The sequence below is a fragment of the Flavobacterium chungangense LMG 26729 genome (genome assembly GCF_000735715.2).
GTDB lineage: Bacteria > Bacteroidota > Bacteroidia > Flavobacteriales > Flavobacteriaceae > Flavobacterium > Flavobacterium chungangense.
In genome coordinates this window covers 325,317-342,026 of record NZ_JASY01000004.1, presented here as the reverse complement: position 1 = coordinate 342,026, position 16,710 = coordinate 325,317, and the positions used below count along the sequence as shown (strand labels likewise).

13 protein-coding genes are annotated in these 16,710 nt (G+C 33.3%); 7 read left to right on the top strand and 6 right to left on the bottom strand.

Going from position 1 to position 16,710, the window contains the following annotated elements:
- Window positions 1–59 precede the first annotated feature (59 nt).
- Window positions 60–1,577 carry a helicase HerA-like domain-containing protein gene (locus tag JE46_RS10785; protein ID WP_031455290.1) on the top strand — a complete coding sequence of 506 codons (1,518 nt, stop codon included), beginning with the start codon at window positions 60–62 and terminating at the stop codon, window positions 1,575–1,577.
- Window positions 1,578–1,635: 58 nt separating this feature from the next.
- On the opposite strand, the gene JE46_RS10780 is transcribed toward JE46_RS10785, so the two are convergent.
- Complete coding sequence (locus JE46_RS10780) at window positions 1,636–2,976, bottom strand: FAD-dependent oxidoreductase (RefSeq protein WP_031455289.1); 1,341 nt, start codon at window positions 2,974–2,976, stop codon at window positions 1,636–1,638.
- 509 nt (window positions 2,977–3,485) lie between these two features.
- Here JE46_RS10780 and JE46_RS10775 point away from each other — a divergent pair.
- The 4 genes from JE46_RS10775 (at window position 3,486) to JE46_RS10760 (ending at window position 5,794) form a co-directional block, all read left to right on the top strand.
- Window positions 3,486–3,902, top strand: coding sequence for a DUF6157 family protein (locus JE46_RS10775; protein ID WP_031455288.1), 417 nt, complete (start codon window positions 3,486–3,488; stop codon window positions 3,900–3,902).
- Between the two features lie 195 nt (window positions 3,903–4,097).
- The gene (locus tag JE46_RS10770; protein ID WP_031455287.1) at window positions 4,098–4,553 is read left to right on the top strand and encodes a hypothetical protein; all 456 of its coding nucleotides are present in this window, start codon (window positions 4,098–4,100) and stop codon (window positions 4,551–4,553) included.
- A 43-nt stretch (window positions 4,554–4,596) separates the two neighbouring features.
- Window positions 4,597–5,337, top strand: a complete 741-nt coding sequence (locus JE46_RS10765; RefSeq protein WP_031455286.1) for a DUF6597 domain-containing transcriptional factor — start codon at window positions 4,597–4,599, stop codon at window positions 5,335–5,337.
- Window positions 5,338–5,368: 31 nt separating this feature from the next.
- Window positions 5,369–5,794, top strand: coding sequence for a VOC family protein (locus tag JE46_RS10760; RefSeq protein WP_031455285.1), 426 nt, complete (start codon window positions 5,369–5,371; stop codon window positions 5,792–5,794).
- Between the two features lie 46 nt (window positions 5,795–5,840).
- Here the strand turns inward: JE46_RS10760 and JE46_RS10755 are convergent, their stop codons facing one another.
- Window positions 5,841–8,225 (bottom strand): penicillin acylase family protein, encoded by a 2,385-nt coding sequence (locus JE46_RS10755; RefSeq protein WP_031455284.1) that lies wholly within the window; start codon window positions 8,223–8,225, stop codon window positions 5,841–5,843.
- 103 nt (window positions 8,226–8,328) lie between these two features.
- Here JE46_RS10755 and JE46_RS10750 point away from each other — a divergent pair, with 103 nt between their 5' ends.
- Together JE46_RS10750 and JE46_RS10745 are read left to right on the top strand one after the other, a co-directional pair.
- On the top strand, window positions 8,329–9,885 hold the full coding sequence (locus JE46_RS10750) for a hypothetical protein (protein WP_031455283.1): 1,557 nt from the start codon (window positions 8,329–8,331) through the stop codon (window positions 9,883–9,885).
- An 87-nt stretch (window positions 9,886–9,972) separates the two neighbouring features.
- Window positions 9,973–11,784, top strand: a complete 1,812-nt coding sequence (locus JE46_RS10745; RefSeq protein WP_031455282.1) for a hypothetical protein — start codon at window positions 9,973–9,975, stop codon at window positions 11,782–11,784.
- 65 nt (window positions 11,785–11,849) lie between these two features.
- Here the strand turns inward: JE46_RS10745 and JE46_RS10740 are convergent, their stop codons facing one another.
- The 4 genes from JE46_RS10740 to aroA form a co-directional block, all read right to left on the bottom strand.
- Entirely contained in the window at window positions 11,850–12,284 is a 435-nt protein-coding gene (locus JE46_RS10740; protein ID WP_031455281.1) for a YMGG-like glycine zipper-containing protein, read from the bottom strand.
- A gap of 94 nt (window positions 12,285–12,378) precedes the next feature.
- Entirely contained in the window at window positions 12,379–13,656 is a 1,278-nt protein-coding gene (kynU, locus tag JE46_RS10735; protein WP_031455280.1) for a kynureninase, read from the bottom strand.
- A gap of 379 nt (window positions 13,657–14,035) precedes the next feature.
- Window positions 14,036–15,085: a tRNA preQ1(34) S-adenosylmethionine ribosyltransferase-isomerase QueA gene (gene queA / locus JE46_RS10725; protein WP_031455278.1), complete on the bottom strand. Its 1,050-nt coding sequence runs from the start codon at window positions 15,083–15,085 to the stop codon at window positions 14,036–14,038.
- 344 nt (window positions 15,086–15,429) lie between these two features.
- Entirely contained in the window at window positions 15,430–16,653 is a 1,224-nt protein-coding gene (aroA, locus tag JE46_RS10720) for a 3-phosphoshikimate 1-carboxyvinyltransferase (protein ID WP_031455277.1), read from the bottom strand.
- Window positions 16,654–16,710 lie beyond the last annotated feature (57 nt).

Genomic DNA, 16,710 nt, shown 5'->3' with positions numbered 1-16,710 from the left:
AAGAAAAGAACCAAAAAACCAAGCAATTCTCTTATAATCATCTAAATTACAACTAAAATATGAATAAAAAAGACAATTTCATTGAAGATATAAACAATGGATATTCATCTAAAGGCGACAGCATTACACTGGGAGGTGCAATTCTTGACGGAAATGCAATTGCAGAAGCACATGTAAAAATCCCTTTAAAAACCTTAAACCGACATGGTCTGATTGCGGGTGCAACCGGAACGGGTAAAACAAAAACGATTCAGGTTTTTTCAGAACAGCTTTCAAATGCCGGAATCCCTGTTTTGATGATGGATATAAAAGGTGATTTTAGCGGTATTGCTAAAGAAGGAATAGAGGAAGACTTTATTACCGAACGTCATACCAAAATAAACATCCCTTACAATGTTAGTTCTTTCCCGGTTGAATTAATGTCATTATCTAAACAAAATGGTGTGCGGCTTCGTGCAACTGTTTCTGAGTTTGGTCCTGTATTATTTTCCAGAATTTTAGATTTAAACGACACTCAAGCTGGTGTAGTGGCTGTCATTTTTAAATATTGCGATGATAATAAAATGCCTTTATTAGATTTGAAGGACATCAAAAAAGTCATCAATTATATTACGGAAGAAGGTAAAGAAGAAATTGAAGAAAACTACGGCAAAATCTCCACTTCTACGACCGGAACTATTTTAAGAAAAATCATTGAACTCGAACAACAGGGAGGCGATTTGTTCTTTGGAGAATTATCATTTGAAATTGATGATCTGATGCGAATAGATGAAAATGGAAAAGGGTATATAAATATTATCCGCCTGACGGATATTCAGGACAAACCCAAATTATTCTCTACTTTCATGTTAAGTTTATTGGCCGAAATTTATCAACAAATGCCTGAAAAAGGAGATGCTGAACAACCAGAACTGATTATTTTTATTGATGAAGCTCATTTGATTTTCAGCGAAGCCAGCAAAGCGCTTTTAGACCAAATTGAAACCATTGTAAAATTGATTCGGTCAAAAGGTATTGGTGTTTATTTCATAACACAAAATCCAATGGACGTACCGAGTGGGGTTTTGGCTCAATTAGGTTTAAAAATTCAGCATGCGCTTCGAGCATTTACAGCAAATGACAGACAGGCAATTAAAAAAACAGCTGATAATTACCCAACTTCTGAATATTACAAAACTGACGAATTGCTTACTAGCTTAGGTATTGGAGAAGCGCTCGTAACTGCTTTAAACGAAAAAGGAGTCCCTACTCCTCTTGTAGCGACTATGATGCGTGCTCCACAAAGCCGAATGGATATTTTAACATCAGATGAAATTGACAATATTAACAATAAATCTAAATTAGTTAAAAAATACGCTGAAGAAATTGACAGAGAAAGTGCTTATGAAATCCTAAACAAGAAAATTGATGAAGCTGCTCAGGCTGCTGCCGAACAGGAAGAACAGGCTCCGACAAGAGCATCAAAAGCAGAACCAAGTACGGCGAGTGTTGTTGGAAAATCGGTTTTGAAAGTTGTAACGAGTGCTACATTTATTCGTGGCGTTTTTGGCGTCCTAACTAAAATATTTAAGAAATAAAAACAAATCAATTACAATGTCAAAAAACAGATTGACATTGTAATTGTTTTTAATGTAATTATTTTTTAAGCAGTTCCAAAATCTTATTTTCAACTTCAGGAGTGTTCCAGATATTTTCAATGTTATCCATTCGTAATACTTCTTCCATAATTCCGTTCTGAAAATCTCCAATTGCCAGAGCTTCGGCATACGGACGATCGCTGAAAGTTACACGACTGTAAAGCGGAATCCATTTTTCAGGGTATTTATCTGAGAATACTTTTTCTATTTTCTTTTGCAGTAAAAATTTTTCATCGGCAGTTTTAGTACTCATTTCCATAAAATTTCGATACGAAAGTTCCGCAATTGCATCAGCATTTGGCTTTCGGGAAATTTGATATTCTGAAAAGATTTTTTTCCAGTCATTTCCATACTTTTCAATCATTTCATTTAATATGGTAATGTCTTCAAAACCAGCATTCATCCCTTGTCCATAAAAAGGAACTATAGCGTGACACGCATCTCCAATTAAAGCAATTTTATCTTCATATGTCCACGGAAAACATTTCATTGTAACCAGAGTACTTGTTGGATTTTTAAAGAAATCTTCTGCGAGCTTCGGAATTACTTCAATCGAATCCGGGAAGTTTTTCTCAAAGAAATCTTCTACCATTTTTCGGTCTGTTAGCGAAGCAAATGAATTTTCTCCTTCAAAAGGCATAAATAAAGTACAAGTAAAACTCCCGTCAAGATTAGGAAGCGCAATCAGCATATATTCACCTCTGGGCCAGATATGAAAAGAATTTTTATCCAGTTTATGTGATCCGTCCGGGTTGGCCGGAATGTTTAATTCTTTATAGCCCATATTCAAAAATTCCTGCGAATAATTAAACATGCTCTGACGCTGCATTCTGTGACGGATTCTCGAAAAGGCACCATCTGCACCAAAAACCATATCGTATTTCCTCTCTTCCCACTCTCCTCTTTCAGTTTCACCAATATGCAAAGTAGCATCATTTAGTGTCACATCCCAGATTTTTTCCTCAAAATAAAACTCAGCTCCGGCTTCTTCGGCAAGATCAATCATTTTTCTGTTTAGTGTTCCTCTTGAAATCGAATAAATCGACTCACCTTCCTGTCCATAATTCTGAAAATTGAGTTTATCAACCAGATGAATCGCCCTCTTATCCATAGGAATAGCGATTTCACGAACTGAATCTCCAACTTCAACACGATCAAGGGCTTTCCAGCCTCTGTTTGACATTGCCAGATTAATGGAACGGCCTGAAAAATTTATTTTGCGAATATCAGGACTACGATCATAAACATGAACGATGTGACCTGCTTTTTTAAGATAAATTGCCAGCAGCGATCCTACAAGTCCGGAACCAACAACAGCAATTTTTAGTGAAGTTTGCATCAAGAAAATCTATATAAGGCCGTAAAAATAAGTAATAAATACACAACAGCTTTAAAATAACCCAAATATTTCCTCCTTATCATTGATATTTAGTTGGTCATGACATTAAGTTAAGAGATTTTAGATTGACGATTAACGATTTTTGATTTCAGATTTGGTTTGGCTAAATATTAGATTGATGATTTTAGAAGGTTTTTACATCTGAAATCAAAAATCGTTAATCAAAAATCAGCAATCATTTTATCTTTTAATCCTCAACTTAATGATTGTGACATTAGTTTTCATAAAAAATTGGTTTCAGCTTTACAAAATATTTTATAAAAACTGAAACCAAATAACAAAAAAATCGTCTAACATATAATCACATTCAAATTTCAATAAAAATTTGTAATTTTAAAACCAACACACTGGAAATCTATGTATTAAAGTTTCAATCATCAATCAAAAACAAAATCAGTCAATCAAAATTCTACTCATTTTTCAATACTTTAAAATCAACAAACAAAAAAATGAAAGTCCACACTACGAACTACCAAAACACATTTATTGAAGTTGCAGAAGACTGTCCTTTAACGAGTGGCGAAATTCCACCCGTAAAAGGCGAGAACAAAACAATTGCTAATATTGAGTTTGAGATGATCAGTAAACATCCGTATCAGTATTCTTCGGACGATGTTTTGTTTCAGGTGTTTGCTGACAAAAAAGATTTGACTAAATCAGAATATACCGAAACGAGGAAACAATTTTTCTCGAAAGGACAAGCATGTCTCAGAGCCTCTCCTTTAACAAAACGTTATGGCTGGGGAATACACAATGACGAAAGCGGAAAAATTGCCCTTTACGGAGTGGAAACTCCGGAATATAAAAAACTTTCTACTGATAAAAATATTAAGGTTGTCAAAGCTATGCGCACTTCAAGAAAATAAATTTTCTCAAAAAAAATAGTATCGTAATGGATATCTTAGTGACTCCGATAACAAATTTTGAAAATTTGTTATCGGTTTTTTATTCAAAACTCATTTATTCAATCTAATATTTAAAACAAAAAATACTATTTTAGCGCCACCCAAAAAACAATATTAAAACCCAAAACCAACACGGTTTACAACTTTAAACAACCTATGAAAAATTTAAAAAAAAAGCATTCTCTTTTGATTTTATTACTCCTCATATTGGCTCCATATATTGGTATTTCTCAAACATATTCTACACCAGTACAAATGCCTACTCAACAAAATGCAATTATTGTCAATGAAATCATTGAAGCGACCCATTACAAAACCTATTTCGTCGATTATTGTCTAAACAAAATAAACGAAACTGCTTTCAAAGAAAAATGGAATGAACAAAAAACAATGGAAATAACTGAAACTATCAATTTTAGAAATTTCAGAGATGCCGTTTATAATTTATTTGCTTTTCACGACGAAATAGAATTAGAAACGCTTTTAAAAACATATCAAAAGGACAAAATATATCAGACCACAAATATAATGACTACTAATAAAGCGCTTAATATCAATCTTGACATATATGCCAGAGATATTGTTACAGGAAAATATATTATGGCCAAGTAAAATATGCCTATTTGAACTATATCCGTTCTAAATCTATTCGATAATGAAATACAGAGAAATAAAAGCAGATGGCTTTCTATCAAACTTTATCGAATGCTTTTGGGAATATGAAAACACGATACAAATACAACATTGCATAATACCAGATGGTTGTTTTGATTTAATTGCAGAATATAAGAACGAAAAGCTAACACAAATAAAGCTTACAGGCGTTTGGACAAAGCCCGTAAATATAACACTCCCAAAATCAACAAAATTATTTGCTATTCGATTTAAACTTATTTCAGCAGAATACATATTTCAAAAAGAGATAAAATCAATTCTGGAAAAAACACAATGTTTGCCAATAAACTTTTGGGGAATTGATACTTTAAAAAGTGATCACCTCGATCTATTTGCTGCTGAACTTTTGAATCAAATAACTTTTTCTATTAACAATATCAAAAAAATTGATGAAAGGAAAATTTCTCTTTTTAACCTCATATACGAAAAGAAAATTTACAACGTCAGTCAATTGTCAGAAAGCACTTTTTGGAACAGTCGCCAAATTAACAGGTATTTTTACAAACAATTTGGCTTTCCGTTAAAAACACTTCTGAATATAATGCGATGCAATGAAACTTATCCTGAAATCGCCAACAAAAAACTATATAACACCAATCAATATACGGATCAGGCACATTATATAAAAGAGATAAAAAAATATACAGGAGCTACTCCACGAAAATTAGCAAAAAATGAAAATGACCGATTTTTACAATTATCAACTCTCATTAAAAAGTAAGTTTGTCTTTTAAATTAAAATTAATAGACTTATGAAAGCAAACAAACTAACACCCAATTTTGAAGTAACTAATGTTAAAAAGACTGTCGAATTTTATCAGAATATTTTAGGCTTTCATTTAGTTATGGCTGTTCCCGAAACTCAGGATGGAGTTGATTCGTCTTTTGATGAAAATAAAGAATATATCTATGCTTTGGTTTCAAAAGATAATATAGAATTGATGTTTCAACGAACAGACTCCTTTAAAGAAGATATTATCTTTTCAAAAGGAATTGCAATTGGAGCGACCGTTTCTTTTTATATCGAAATCGAAGGAATTGATAGCTTTTATGAGGAAATCAGCAACAAAAAAATTGAAAGTACTCCATTAAAGAAAGCATGGTACGGCATGAAGGAATTTTACATCCAGGACAATAATGGATATATTTTAGGAATAGCTGAAAAAACTAAAAGTTAGTAAAGTGAATTTTTAAAAACTAACTTTTAGCTCTGGCTTTTTTTAATTAAAACTTCGGCTTTAAAATCAATTTGGTCGAAGTTTTTACAATTTCTTCTTTATTCAGCTTCATTTTTCTGAATTTTCCTGTATTAAACATTTCGGCCTGATCGCTGTAATGTTTGCTAAACGGATTTCCTGATTGTCCGGTTGGCAAAATACTCCAACTATTTTCAATGTCAGAGAAATCGATAACTCTTCTTGTTGAAGGGCCTCCTTTTACATAATATTTACCTTCATTATTAAAGCCAAAAAACTGATTGTTAATTACCTCGTTTGATCCTGGAGCCGCAAAAGGCCCTACATTAAAAAGACCACGAAGCACAGCCACTTTTCCTAAAGGATGTTCGTGCTCAACAGTGTGTACTTCTCCCCATTTCCAGTCAGTAATTGTATTTCCTAATTGTTTTTGAAGTGAAGCAATAGTTTCATGAAACGATTTTGAAATAATATCTTTTCTTGTTTCTTTCACTTTTTTGGTTTTAATGTTATCCCACCAAACCGAATTTTCATTTTTAATTTGATGCGCTATCACTTGCTTGCCAACAGAAATTCCTAAGAACAAATTGAAATTATCGGCTCCCATTTCATCTTCAAATGTATTCTTGAGGTAGAGATAAATCCACTTGTTGTAAATCGTGGGTCCAAGATCTTCCAGATTGGTTGTTCCTTTCCATGATTTTAAAACATTTACAGCTTCTTTTTCTTTTGATGAGATCGAATTGAAATCAATATTCGAAATTAAATTTCGGGTAACCTCGACCGCGACATCTGATGTATTATCATAAATCATTTTGCTGATTTCTTCTTTATCCCAATTCGATTTTTTATCCATTAATGTCGAAATTCTTTTAGCGCGATCTTCCGGCAAATAGTATCCCGGATACAAATAACCATCAATTGCTTCCGGTTGGTTATTAGCCGAATACACATAACCCCACTTTGGATTTTCTGCAGATGGATTTTTGGAAAAATCCAGATATTCTGCAATATCATCTTTTCCAGTAGTACCATCCAAAATAAAAAATGAATTCACACCTTTATTATGCTTATATAATGTACCTGTAGCCCACCAGGCAACATTTCCTTTAGCGTCGCCATACATTACATTCAATCCCGGTGCTGCAACTAATTGCACTGCTTTTTTAAAATCACTTTTGCTTTTAGCATGTGAAAGCCCATAAACGGCATCCAGAATCCGGATAGGCTGCTGCGTATAAATCCATGACATAGCTACTGGATTTTTATTTTTTAAACGCTCCAGCAAATTATTCATAATTGGTCCATGACGGCTTGATTTAACGGTCAGAACTACATCAGAAGTATCTTTAACCCTTATTGTTTTTCTTCTGGATTCATATTTGGCAAAACCTGTTGGCGTCTGGTATTGAGATGAATCTCCGGGTTTGTCTTTTTCCTGATAAAAATCGATATCATCGTTCTCGAACATGGTTAAACCATAAGCATAATCACGATTGTGCGCTAATAAAGGAAATGGGGTTCCTGCCAGATAACATCCATATAATTCATGATTTGGTGTTATTATATGTGCCTCGTACCAAGTGGCAGGCTGCGAAAATCCAATATGCGGATCATTTGCAAAAATAACTTTCCCGTTTTTGGTTTTATTTGGACCCGCAATCCAACTGTTGCTGCCTACAAATGGTGGAATTGGTGATTTATCCAACAATGCTGCAACTGATTTTGCAATCTCGGCATATGCTTCAATCTCTTTTGAACTTTTGATTTGTGTGGTATTAAATTCTCCTTCAATTCCCAAATCTTTCAAATATTGCATTCCATATTTGTTTCGTATTTCAGTTAATAAAGGATCTGTTTTTTGAGCCATTGCAAAACTAAAAGACATGTATCCAAAAATATTATAAACATCTTTTATAGTGAATTTTTCTTTTTTGACACCAATCAGGGTAAATTCAATTGGCGTTACTCCTTCTTCCAAATATTGGTTAATGCCGTCTAAATATGCTAATGTCAATTGATAGCCAGGACTATTTTTATCTAATTTTGCAATGGCTTTAGCAGAAGCTTCTTCAATGCCTATTCCAGAGAAAAACATATCATTTTTTAATGCTACAGCCCCAAAAATCTCTGATAATCTTCCAGGCGCAATTCTTCGAAGTAATTCCATTTGCCATAACCTATCCTGAGCATGAACATATCCCAATGCAGTCATAGCATCTTTTTCGGAATCAGCGTAAATATGTGGAATTCCAAAATCATCAAAATAAACGCTGGTTTCTTTTTGGAGATTTTTTAATTCTATTTTGCCCTCATACCTGGGTTTTAAATGAAAAATATAGGCAAACAAACTTATTGCAGCAACTACAATCAGCACCAAAATAATCAGCAGGATTTTTTTAATTATCTTCATATTAAAGCTAGTGAAAAAGTAATATTATAACTTAAAAGTAAAATCGTGTAAAAAAGCAGTTATTTTAAAAATCTAAATTTATGTAATTAATACCAATACGATAATGTCAATATTCAAAAAAATAGCAATCGGTCTAATTTCTTTATTCCTTCTAGGTATATTTCTGGACATTGGTCTTAATTACTGGATCAAAAAACAGCTTCCTATTATTATTCATGAGAAAAACAACACTGTATATAATATCAATTATGAAAAAATAGAAGTTTCGCTTTGGTCAAGAAATATCTATGCACAGACGTTATTAGTAAGCCCTAAAAATCAGCCAAAAGACAGCAAAAACGGACTTTTTTCTAAAATTGAATCCATCACAATCGAGCATTTCAATATTTGGGATCTTGCTTTTAACGATGTTATACAGGCAGAGAGTATTATTATCAATAAACCACGAATAATATTATATAAAAAAGGCGAAAAATTATTGAACAACAGCAAAAGCATTAAAAGTGAAATTCTTGAACCTTTTCGTAAAATAATTGCGGTTTCAAATATTTATTTAAATGACGGAACCGCTGATGTCGTTTCTTTAGACACAGAAAAACCAATTTTAAGCATTAAAAAAATCATTCTTAAATTAGAAGGAATTTTGTTGACAGACGCTACTTTAAAGGAAAAAATTCCAATTCAGTATAAAAGTTATGCCTTAGTAATTGACAGCTTATTTTTTCGCACAAGTGCTTTTTATCATTTGAATATTGGCAAAATAAGTACTGGAAAGAACTTTCTGAAAATTAATAATTTCTCCTATATACCGCAATTTAATCGTCCTGATTTTATAAAGCAGTTAAAAAAAGAAAAAGACATTAATATCCTGAAATTTGATTCGGCTCAAGTAGCAAAAATGAATTGGGGATTCAAAAATGATCGTTTTTTCTTTAAGGCAAACTCGATTGTAATCAACCATTTTGACGCCAACATTTATCGCGGCAAAATGCCAGCAGACGATCTGAGCAAAAAATATCTATATAATCATTTATTACGGAATATAAAATTTCCACTTGAAATTGACACGCTGCAGGTTCTTAAATCTAAACTTGTTTATGAAGAAGAGAAAGATTTTTCTAAAGGTCCGGGAGTTTTAAATTTTGATAAATTTAATTTGCAGGCAACCAATATAAAGAGTGGTTTTGGATTAAAAAAAACTGATGATGTTAAGATTAAAGTGAATTGCATTTTCATGAAAACTTCTCCATTAGATGTCGATTGGAGTTTTAATGTTTTAGACAAAAAAGACAGTTTTCATATTCAGGGTGTAATCTCAAACTTTGATGTTGCGGCAATCGAAAGATTCAGCAAACCTTATATGAATGCTTCATTTACAGGAGTTTTTAATAAATATCGTTTTAATTTTTATGGGAACGATGATGCTGTAAAAGGAAATGCATCCTTAGATTATGATGATCTAAAAGTGAAACTTTATAAAAAGAAAAATCCCGAAAAAGTAGCAAAACTCAAAAGTGTCATCGTTAATCTGGTAGTCAAAAATGATTCGAAAGATAAAGTCAAAAATGCCGATGTCGAACTAAAAAGAATTCAGGAAAAATCATTTTACAATTTTTTATGGAGAAGCATTGCCGAATCTTTGAAAAAGATTTTAATCTAGTTATTAATCTATTGCAAACCTGACAATTATCAGGTTTTTAGAAAATGTTTTTTTCAACCTTTGTTTTTATTTTAATCAAAAAAACAAATGACAAAAAAGCCTTTACACACTTTTCATATTCCGGTAATGGGACTTGCATATACAATAGACAGCCCAATTCGGGTGGCACAGTACGGGATTTCGTCTGTAATATCAATTGCAGATGATGATTTGATCGAGAAGATGCGTAATTTTTATAGTACCAAATTCAATATTCCGTATGAAGAAATATCGCAGAAATTTAATGATTACCGGGCCGAAAGAATTACTTCTTATCTGAATCTGGTTGACAAAATCGTAAAAGAAAAATTCGAAAATTTTAAAACAGAGATTGCCGAGAGCAAAACTGCCTTAGAAAATTTTATCTTGATGCTTCCCAATACCTCCGATATCAAAAAAGGTTTTCAAAATTTACTTGAAGAAGGAATTTCTTTTAAAGAAAACATTCGAAGCTATATTGAATCCAATCTTTTTCCTGGAGAAATTGATGTTAACATCATGACGAAACTGGACAAAGATAATTTTGTTAAAAGCAAACAGCTTCCTACTGAATTTAATGATGCACATGCCGCTTTAAGAGGTTTTGCCAACAGCAATCTTGAATCTTCGGTTGTACTTTCGGCTGGTATGAATCCGCGATTGTACAGTTATTTTGAAAATTTCAAGGATTTTTTCCCAGATGAAAATAATCAGCTTAGAAAGAAAATTATTTTAAAAGTCAGTGACTTTAGATCTGCGATGATTCAGGGGAATTTTTTAGCCAAAAAAGGGCTTTGGGTTTCAGAATATCGAATTGAATCCGGATTAAATTGCGGTGGACATGCTTTTGCTACTGACGGACTTTTATTAGGTACTATTCTGGAAGAATTCAAACACAAAAAAGAGCAATTAATCAATTCCACACATGAGTTAATGGTAAAAGCATTACAGCAAAAAAATGCAATTATACCGGATAAACCTTTAGATCTAAAAATTACAGTTCAGGGAGGCGTAGGAACGGCTGAAGAACATGAATTTTTATTAAATAAATATCACGTTGATTCTGTTGGTTGGGGATCGCCATTTTTGTTGGTTGCCGAAGCCACATCAGTAGATCGTGATACCCGAAATTTATTGATAAACGCAAAGGAGGAAGATTTGTATTTAAGTCATATTTCTCCCTTGGGAGTTCCGTTTAATACTTTGAAAGGGACTACAAATGAAATCCTGAAACAAAAACGAATTCAGGAAAGCAAAGCCGGGAGTTCATGTCCAAAAAAATTTCTGGCATTAAGTAAGGAATATGATTCGCACGGAATTTGTACTGCTTCAAAAAAATACCAGGATATAAAACTGAAAGAACTGAACGCCATAAAAAATACTATTTCGCTAAATGCTTTTGAGAAGGCTAAAACTAAAATTACAGAGAAGTCTTGTTTGTGTGTTGGTTTGGCCAACGCATCCTATTTAGAGAACGATATAAGTATAAAAGGGCAAGCCCAAGGTGTAGTTATTTGTCCCGGACCAAATATGGCTTATTTTGACCAGGAAGTTTCTTTAAAAGATATGCTACAGCATATTTATGGAAATAAGTCCGTTTTGAGAACTCAAAACCGGCCTAATTTATTTGTGAAGGAGCTTAAAATGTACATCGAATATTTAAAAAATGAAATTGCTACGCTTTCCGGAGAAATAAATTCTAACCAGCTTAAAAAATGGAATACTTTTAAAGCAAATATTTTTGAAGGAATCGAATACTATCAAACACTGTTTTCTTCGAATTCATATTTTAAAAACGATGAAGAACGAATCAGGAATCAATTCAATTTTTATAAATCTGAATTAGATTCAATTCAAATCCCAATATTAAAACTGGCCTAAATAACAAAACCCCGATTTATTTCTAAAATCGGGGTTTGTTATTATAATAGAATTCAAAATCTATTTTATTTCTTTTTGCTATCAATAATTGCACCTGTTCCTGCTCCAACACCAGCTCCGGCCAAACCGCCAATAATGGCTCCTTCACCTTTTTTCTTACTGACTGCAGCACCTGTTATTGCTCCAACGCCGGCACCAATTACCGCACCTTTTGCAGTAGAACTCCAACCTTTCTTTTTAGCGGGTGCGGCAGTAGTTGTTCTATCTTGCTGATGTACCACTACCACTTTTTGTGCCTCTGCCTTTTCTGCTTCAGCTTTTTCTTTTTCCTCTTGCAAATTAGCCATTTCCGTTTTCATTGAATCAATTACTCTTTGCTTTTCAATTTCAACTTTCATTGAATCAATACTCGCTTGTTTCGCTTTATTTAAATCTTCCTTACTTTGATTTTGACAAGAAGTAATAAGTATAGCCGCTAATAAAATATATAAGCCTTTCATAATTGTAAATTTAAATTATACACTACAAAGTAAAAGAGAACATATATTACAACTGTTATATGATTTTGTTTAAAATTTACAGAATTAAATGATATTACTTTTTGCCTAAAATTCCTTTTTTTAAAATCTGTCCAAAATCGTACATATCTTCAAAAGAACAATACAAAGGAACGGGTGCCAATCGAATAACATTAGGTTCGCGCCAGTCTGTAATCACTCCGTTTTTCATTAAATAATCGAATAAGCTTCTTCCTTCTCCGTGTAAAAAAACAGATAATTGAGAAGCTCTTTCTTCAGGATTTGATGGCGTGATAATTTCGAAACTACTCTCAACTTCCTTATCTATTTCGTGGAGTATAAATTCTAAATAAGAGGTGATTTTGTCTCTTTTTTTAATTAAGGCATCCATTCCAACTTCAGCAAACATTTCTACCGAAGCTAAATAAGGAGCCAAAGAAAGTACCGGCAAATTGCTGATCTGCCAGCCTCCTGCTCCATCTACAGGATCAAAATTAGGCTCCATTTTAAAACGGCGCTCTTTGTTATGTCCCCACCAGCCTGCAAATCTTGGTAAATTGGCAGTATGGTGTTTTTCGTGAACAAAACAACCGGAAGCATTTCCAGGTCCGGAATTCATATATTTGTAACTGCACCAGGCAGCAAAATCTACATTCCAGTCATGAAGTTCTAACTTGATATTTCCTGCTGCATGCGCTAAATCCCACCCTACTTTTGCACCTGCTTTTTGTCCGGCGGCAGTAATCGTTTTAATGTCAAAAACCTGTCCGGTATAATAATTTACACCGCCAATTAAAACTAAAGCTAGTTCATCACCTACTTCTTCAATTTTTGCCAAAACATCTTCCAGGCGAATATTGTGTTCGCCATCACGACGTTTGATTTCTACAATAGCCTCTTCGGGTTTATAACCATGAAAATTAACCTGACTTTGAAACATATACTGATCTGAAGGAAACGCTTTTTCTTCGCAGATAATTTTATAACGGGTTGCTGTTGGCTGATAAAAAGAAACCATCAATAAATGAAGGTTTACGGTCAAAGTATTCATAACCGTAACTTCTGAAGGCAAAGCACCTACGATTTTACTTAAAGGTTCAGGGAATCTTTCCTGATAATCCCACCAAGGCTTTTCAGCATAAAAATGACCTTCTACTGCAAGGTTTGCCCAATCGTTCATTATTTCATCAATATAGGATTTGGTTCTTTTGGGTTGTAGTCCTAAAGAGTTTCCTGTAAAATAAATAACACGTTTGTCATTTACTTTAGGGAATATAAACTGATCCTGATAATGATTTAGAGCATCCTGTGAGTCAAGTTTCCTGGCGAATTCGCGTGTATTTTGAAAAGTCATTGTTTTTGTTTTGTGGGGTAAAAATAACAAAAAATGCTCTAAAAGTTGTTTTTTGTTTCAGGTTTCAAGTTTCAGGTTCTGGAGTTATTAAATAAAAAATGATACGCTGATGAAACTGATTCGCTGTCGCGAAAACGGCAATTAAAACGGATTTTTGAAATTGACCCTAAATTGCGTTAGGGATAGAAATGGAAAGCCTTTGCGATGAAAACCGTAGTAATACTGCAACGAGGAAGCGACCAGCGGAAGCTCCCGAAGTGCTTGTATTACTACGGTTTTCATCGCAAAACTTGAAATGGATGGCCCGTAATACGCCGAAATTTGAAACAAAAAAACCCGTCATCACTGACAGGTTTCTTAAATTTATATGTTTTTCAGATTAGATGATTAACATCGCATCTCCGTAAGAATAAAATTTGTATCCTTCTTTGATTGCTTCATCGTAAGCTTTTTTCATTAAATCATGACCACAAAAAGCCGAAATCATCATTAATAATGTTGATTTTGGTGTGTGGAAATTTGTAATCATACAGTTTGCAATGCTAAAATCGTGAGGAGGAAAAATGAATTTATTTGTCCAGCCTTCATAAGGATTCAAAGTGCTTTGTGACGATACAGAGCTTTCTATAGCACGCATTGAAGTAGTTCCTACTGCACAAATGCGTTTTTTCTTTCCTTTTGCTTCATTCACAATATCACAGGCAGCTTGATTGATAATCAATTCTTCTGAATCCATTTTGTGTTTCGATAAATCTTCAACCTCAACCGGATTAAAAGTTCCAAGTCCTACGTGAAGTGTTACCTCAGCAAAATTAACTCCTTTGATTTCAAGTTTTTTCAAAAGATGTTTTGAGAAGTGCAAACCAGCAGTTGGTGCAGCTACGGCTCCTTCTTCTTTTGCATAAATAGTCTGATATCTTTCTGCATCTTCCGGAGTTACCTCACGGCTGATATATTTTGGAATTGGAGTTTCCCCAAGTTCTGTCAATTTATTTCTGAATTCTTCATAAGAACCATCATATAAAAAACGTAAAGTTCTTCCACGAGAAGTGGTATTGTCAATTACCTCAGCCACTAACGAATCGTCATCACCAAAATAAAGTTTGTTACCAATTCTGATTTTACGTGCCGGATCAACCAAAACATCCCAAAGACGTTGTTCTGAGTTTAATTCTCTTAATAAAAAAACTTCAATTCTTGCTCCTGTTTTTTCTTTGTTTCCATACAAACGTGCAGGAAAAACTTTTGTGTTATTTAGAATTAAAACGTCTCCGTCATCAAAATAGTTGATTACGTCTTTAAACATTTTATGTTCGATAGTGTTCTTTTTACGGTCAATTACCATTAAACGAGATTCGTCTCTGTTTTCTGCCGGGAATTCTGCTAAAAGTTCTTTCGGTAAGTTGAAATTGAAGTGTGATAATTTCATATTTGAATTGTTGATTTTAAAATGTAGCTTTTAGATTTTGTATCTAAAATTGTAAATCGTGTGCAAATATACGATTGTGAGACAGGCGTTGTCAAGTGTTTTGCTGTTTATTTTCAAAAGTCGCTGATTTACTGAGGGTTTCAACAACATTAAAAACGTTTTTTCTACCATATAAGTTATATAAGTTCATTTAATTTGAATTCTTGAATATTACTGCGTGCATTTTGTTTGCCTAAAGCCGAAAAGTAATCATAAAAAAAACTCCAATTAAAAACTGGAGGTTATTCAAATTATGTTCATTTTTTATTTAAATGAACTTATATAACTTGTATGTTTCAAAAACTTTACAGTTCTGAAACTTCAAAATTCAATTCTTTTAAATCATTCCAGAAATCAGGATATGATTTTGAAACTACTTCGGCATTTTCGATAATAATTGGTACTTTTAGCGCTAATGGAGCAAATGCCATCGCCATACGGTGATCGTTATAAGTTGCAATTTTCACATTGTGATTGATCGTATCAGAAAGTCCTAAAGTCAGACTATCATTAGTTACCGAAATATTGGCTCCTAATTTTGTAAGCTCAATTCGGAGTGCTTCAAGTCTGTCTGTTTCTTTAATTTTTAGAGTATGCAAACCTGTTAAATGACACCCAATTCCTAAACCTAAACAGGTAACAACTATAGTTTGTGCAATATCAGGCGTATTATTCAGGTCAAAATTTACTGTTTCAAATTTAAAATCAGGCTGTTTTACCAACGTCATTTTGTTTCCTTCGAAAGTAGTTTTGACACCCATTTTTTCATAAATAGAAACTAAAGCAGAGTCTCCCTGCAAACTATTTTCCTTATAACTGCTCAAAGTTATCGATGCTGTATCTGCCAAAGCAACCAAACTAAAGAAATAAGATGCCGAACTCCAGTCAGATTCTACTACCATTTCTTTTGATGCAACAGCTTCTTTTGGATAAACTTTAATTATATTTCCTTCAAAACTGGTTTGGATATCCAAATCATTCAGCAAAGCCAATGTCATTTTGATATACGGAATCGAAGTAATTTCACCTTCTAAAGTCAGTTCTAAGCCATTTTCTAATTTTGAAGCAACCAATAAAAGAGCCGAAATATACTGACTGCTGACATTTGCCGCTAAGCTTACTTTTGAAGCTGTCACTTTTTTTCCTTTGATTCTTATTGGCGGATAACCCTCTTCTTTTTCATAAGAGATTTCAACTCCCAATTGCGCCAAAGCTTCAACTAAAATTTTTATCGGACGTTCCTGCATTCTGCTTGAACCTGTCATTACAACTTCACGCCCTTCATTTACTGCAAAATAAGCTGTTAAAAAACGCATTGCTGTTCCGGCATGATGAATATCTACAATCCCATCATTCCCAACAAGGGCTTTTTGCATTACCTCGCTGTCATCAGAGTTAGAAGTATTTGCGAGTGTAATATTTGGGAATAATGCTTTTAACAGTAACAAACGATTGGTTTCGCTTTTTGATCCTGTAACCGCAATTTGACCTTGTAAATTTTTATGATTGGTTTGAAGTAATAAATTCATTTTTTTAATTATAAGTTGTAAATTTTGAATTATGAATGATTAAAAACGTAATTCAGA

Bases quoted from the DNA above. Each gene is read 5' to 3' on its own strand.
- JE46_RS10785 (WP_031455290.1), top strand. From the start codon at position 60: ATGAATAAAAAAGACAATTTCATTGAAGATATAAACAATGGATATTCA.
- JE46_RS10780 (WP_031455289.1), bottom strand. From the start codon at position 2,976: ATGCAAACTTCACTAAAAATTGCTGTTGTTGGTTCCGGACTTGTAGGA.
- JE46_RS10775 (WP_031455288.1), top strand. From the start codon at position 3,486: ATGAAAGTCCACACTACGAACTACCAAAACACATTTATTGAAGTTGCA.
- JE46_RS10770 (WP_031455287.1), top strand. From the start codon at position 4,098: ATGAAAAATTTAAAAAAAAAGCATTCTCTTTTGATTTTATTACTCCTC.
- JE46_RS10765 (WP_031455286.1), top strand. From the start codon at position 4,597: ATGAAATACAGAGAAATAAAAGCAGATGGCTTTCTATCAAACTTTATC.
- JE46_RS10760 (WP_031455285.1), top strand. From the start codon at position 5,369: ATGAAAGCAAACAAACTAACACCCAATTTTGAAGTAACTAATGTTAAA.
- JE46_RS10755 (WP_031455284.1), bottom strand. From the start codon at position 8,225: ATGAAGATAATTAAAAAAATCCTGCTGATTATTTTGGTGCTGATTGTA.
- JE46_RS10750 (WP_031455283.1), top strand. From the start codon at position 8,329: ATGTCAATATTCAAAAAAATAGCAATCGGTCTAATTTCTTTATTCCTT.
- JE46_RS10745 (WP_031455282.1), top strand. From the start codon at position 9,973: ATGACAAAAAAGCCTTTACACACTTTTCATATTCCGGTAATGGGACTT.
- JE46_RS10740 (WP_031455281.1), bottom strand. From the start codon at position 12,284: ATGAAAGGCTTATATATTTTATTAGCGGCTATACTTATTACTTCTTGT.
- kynU (WP_031455280.1), bottom strand. From the start codon at position 13,656: ATGACTTTTCAAAATACACGCGAATTCGCCAGGAAACTTGACTCACAG.
- queA (WP_031455278.1), bottom strand. From the start codon at position 15,085: ATGAAATTATCACACTTCAATTTCAACTTACCGAAAGAACTTTTAGCA.
- aroA (WP_031455277.1), bottom strand. From the start codon at position 16,653: ATGAATTTATTACTTCAAACCAATCATAAAAATTTACAAGGTCAAATT.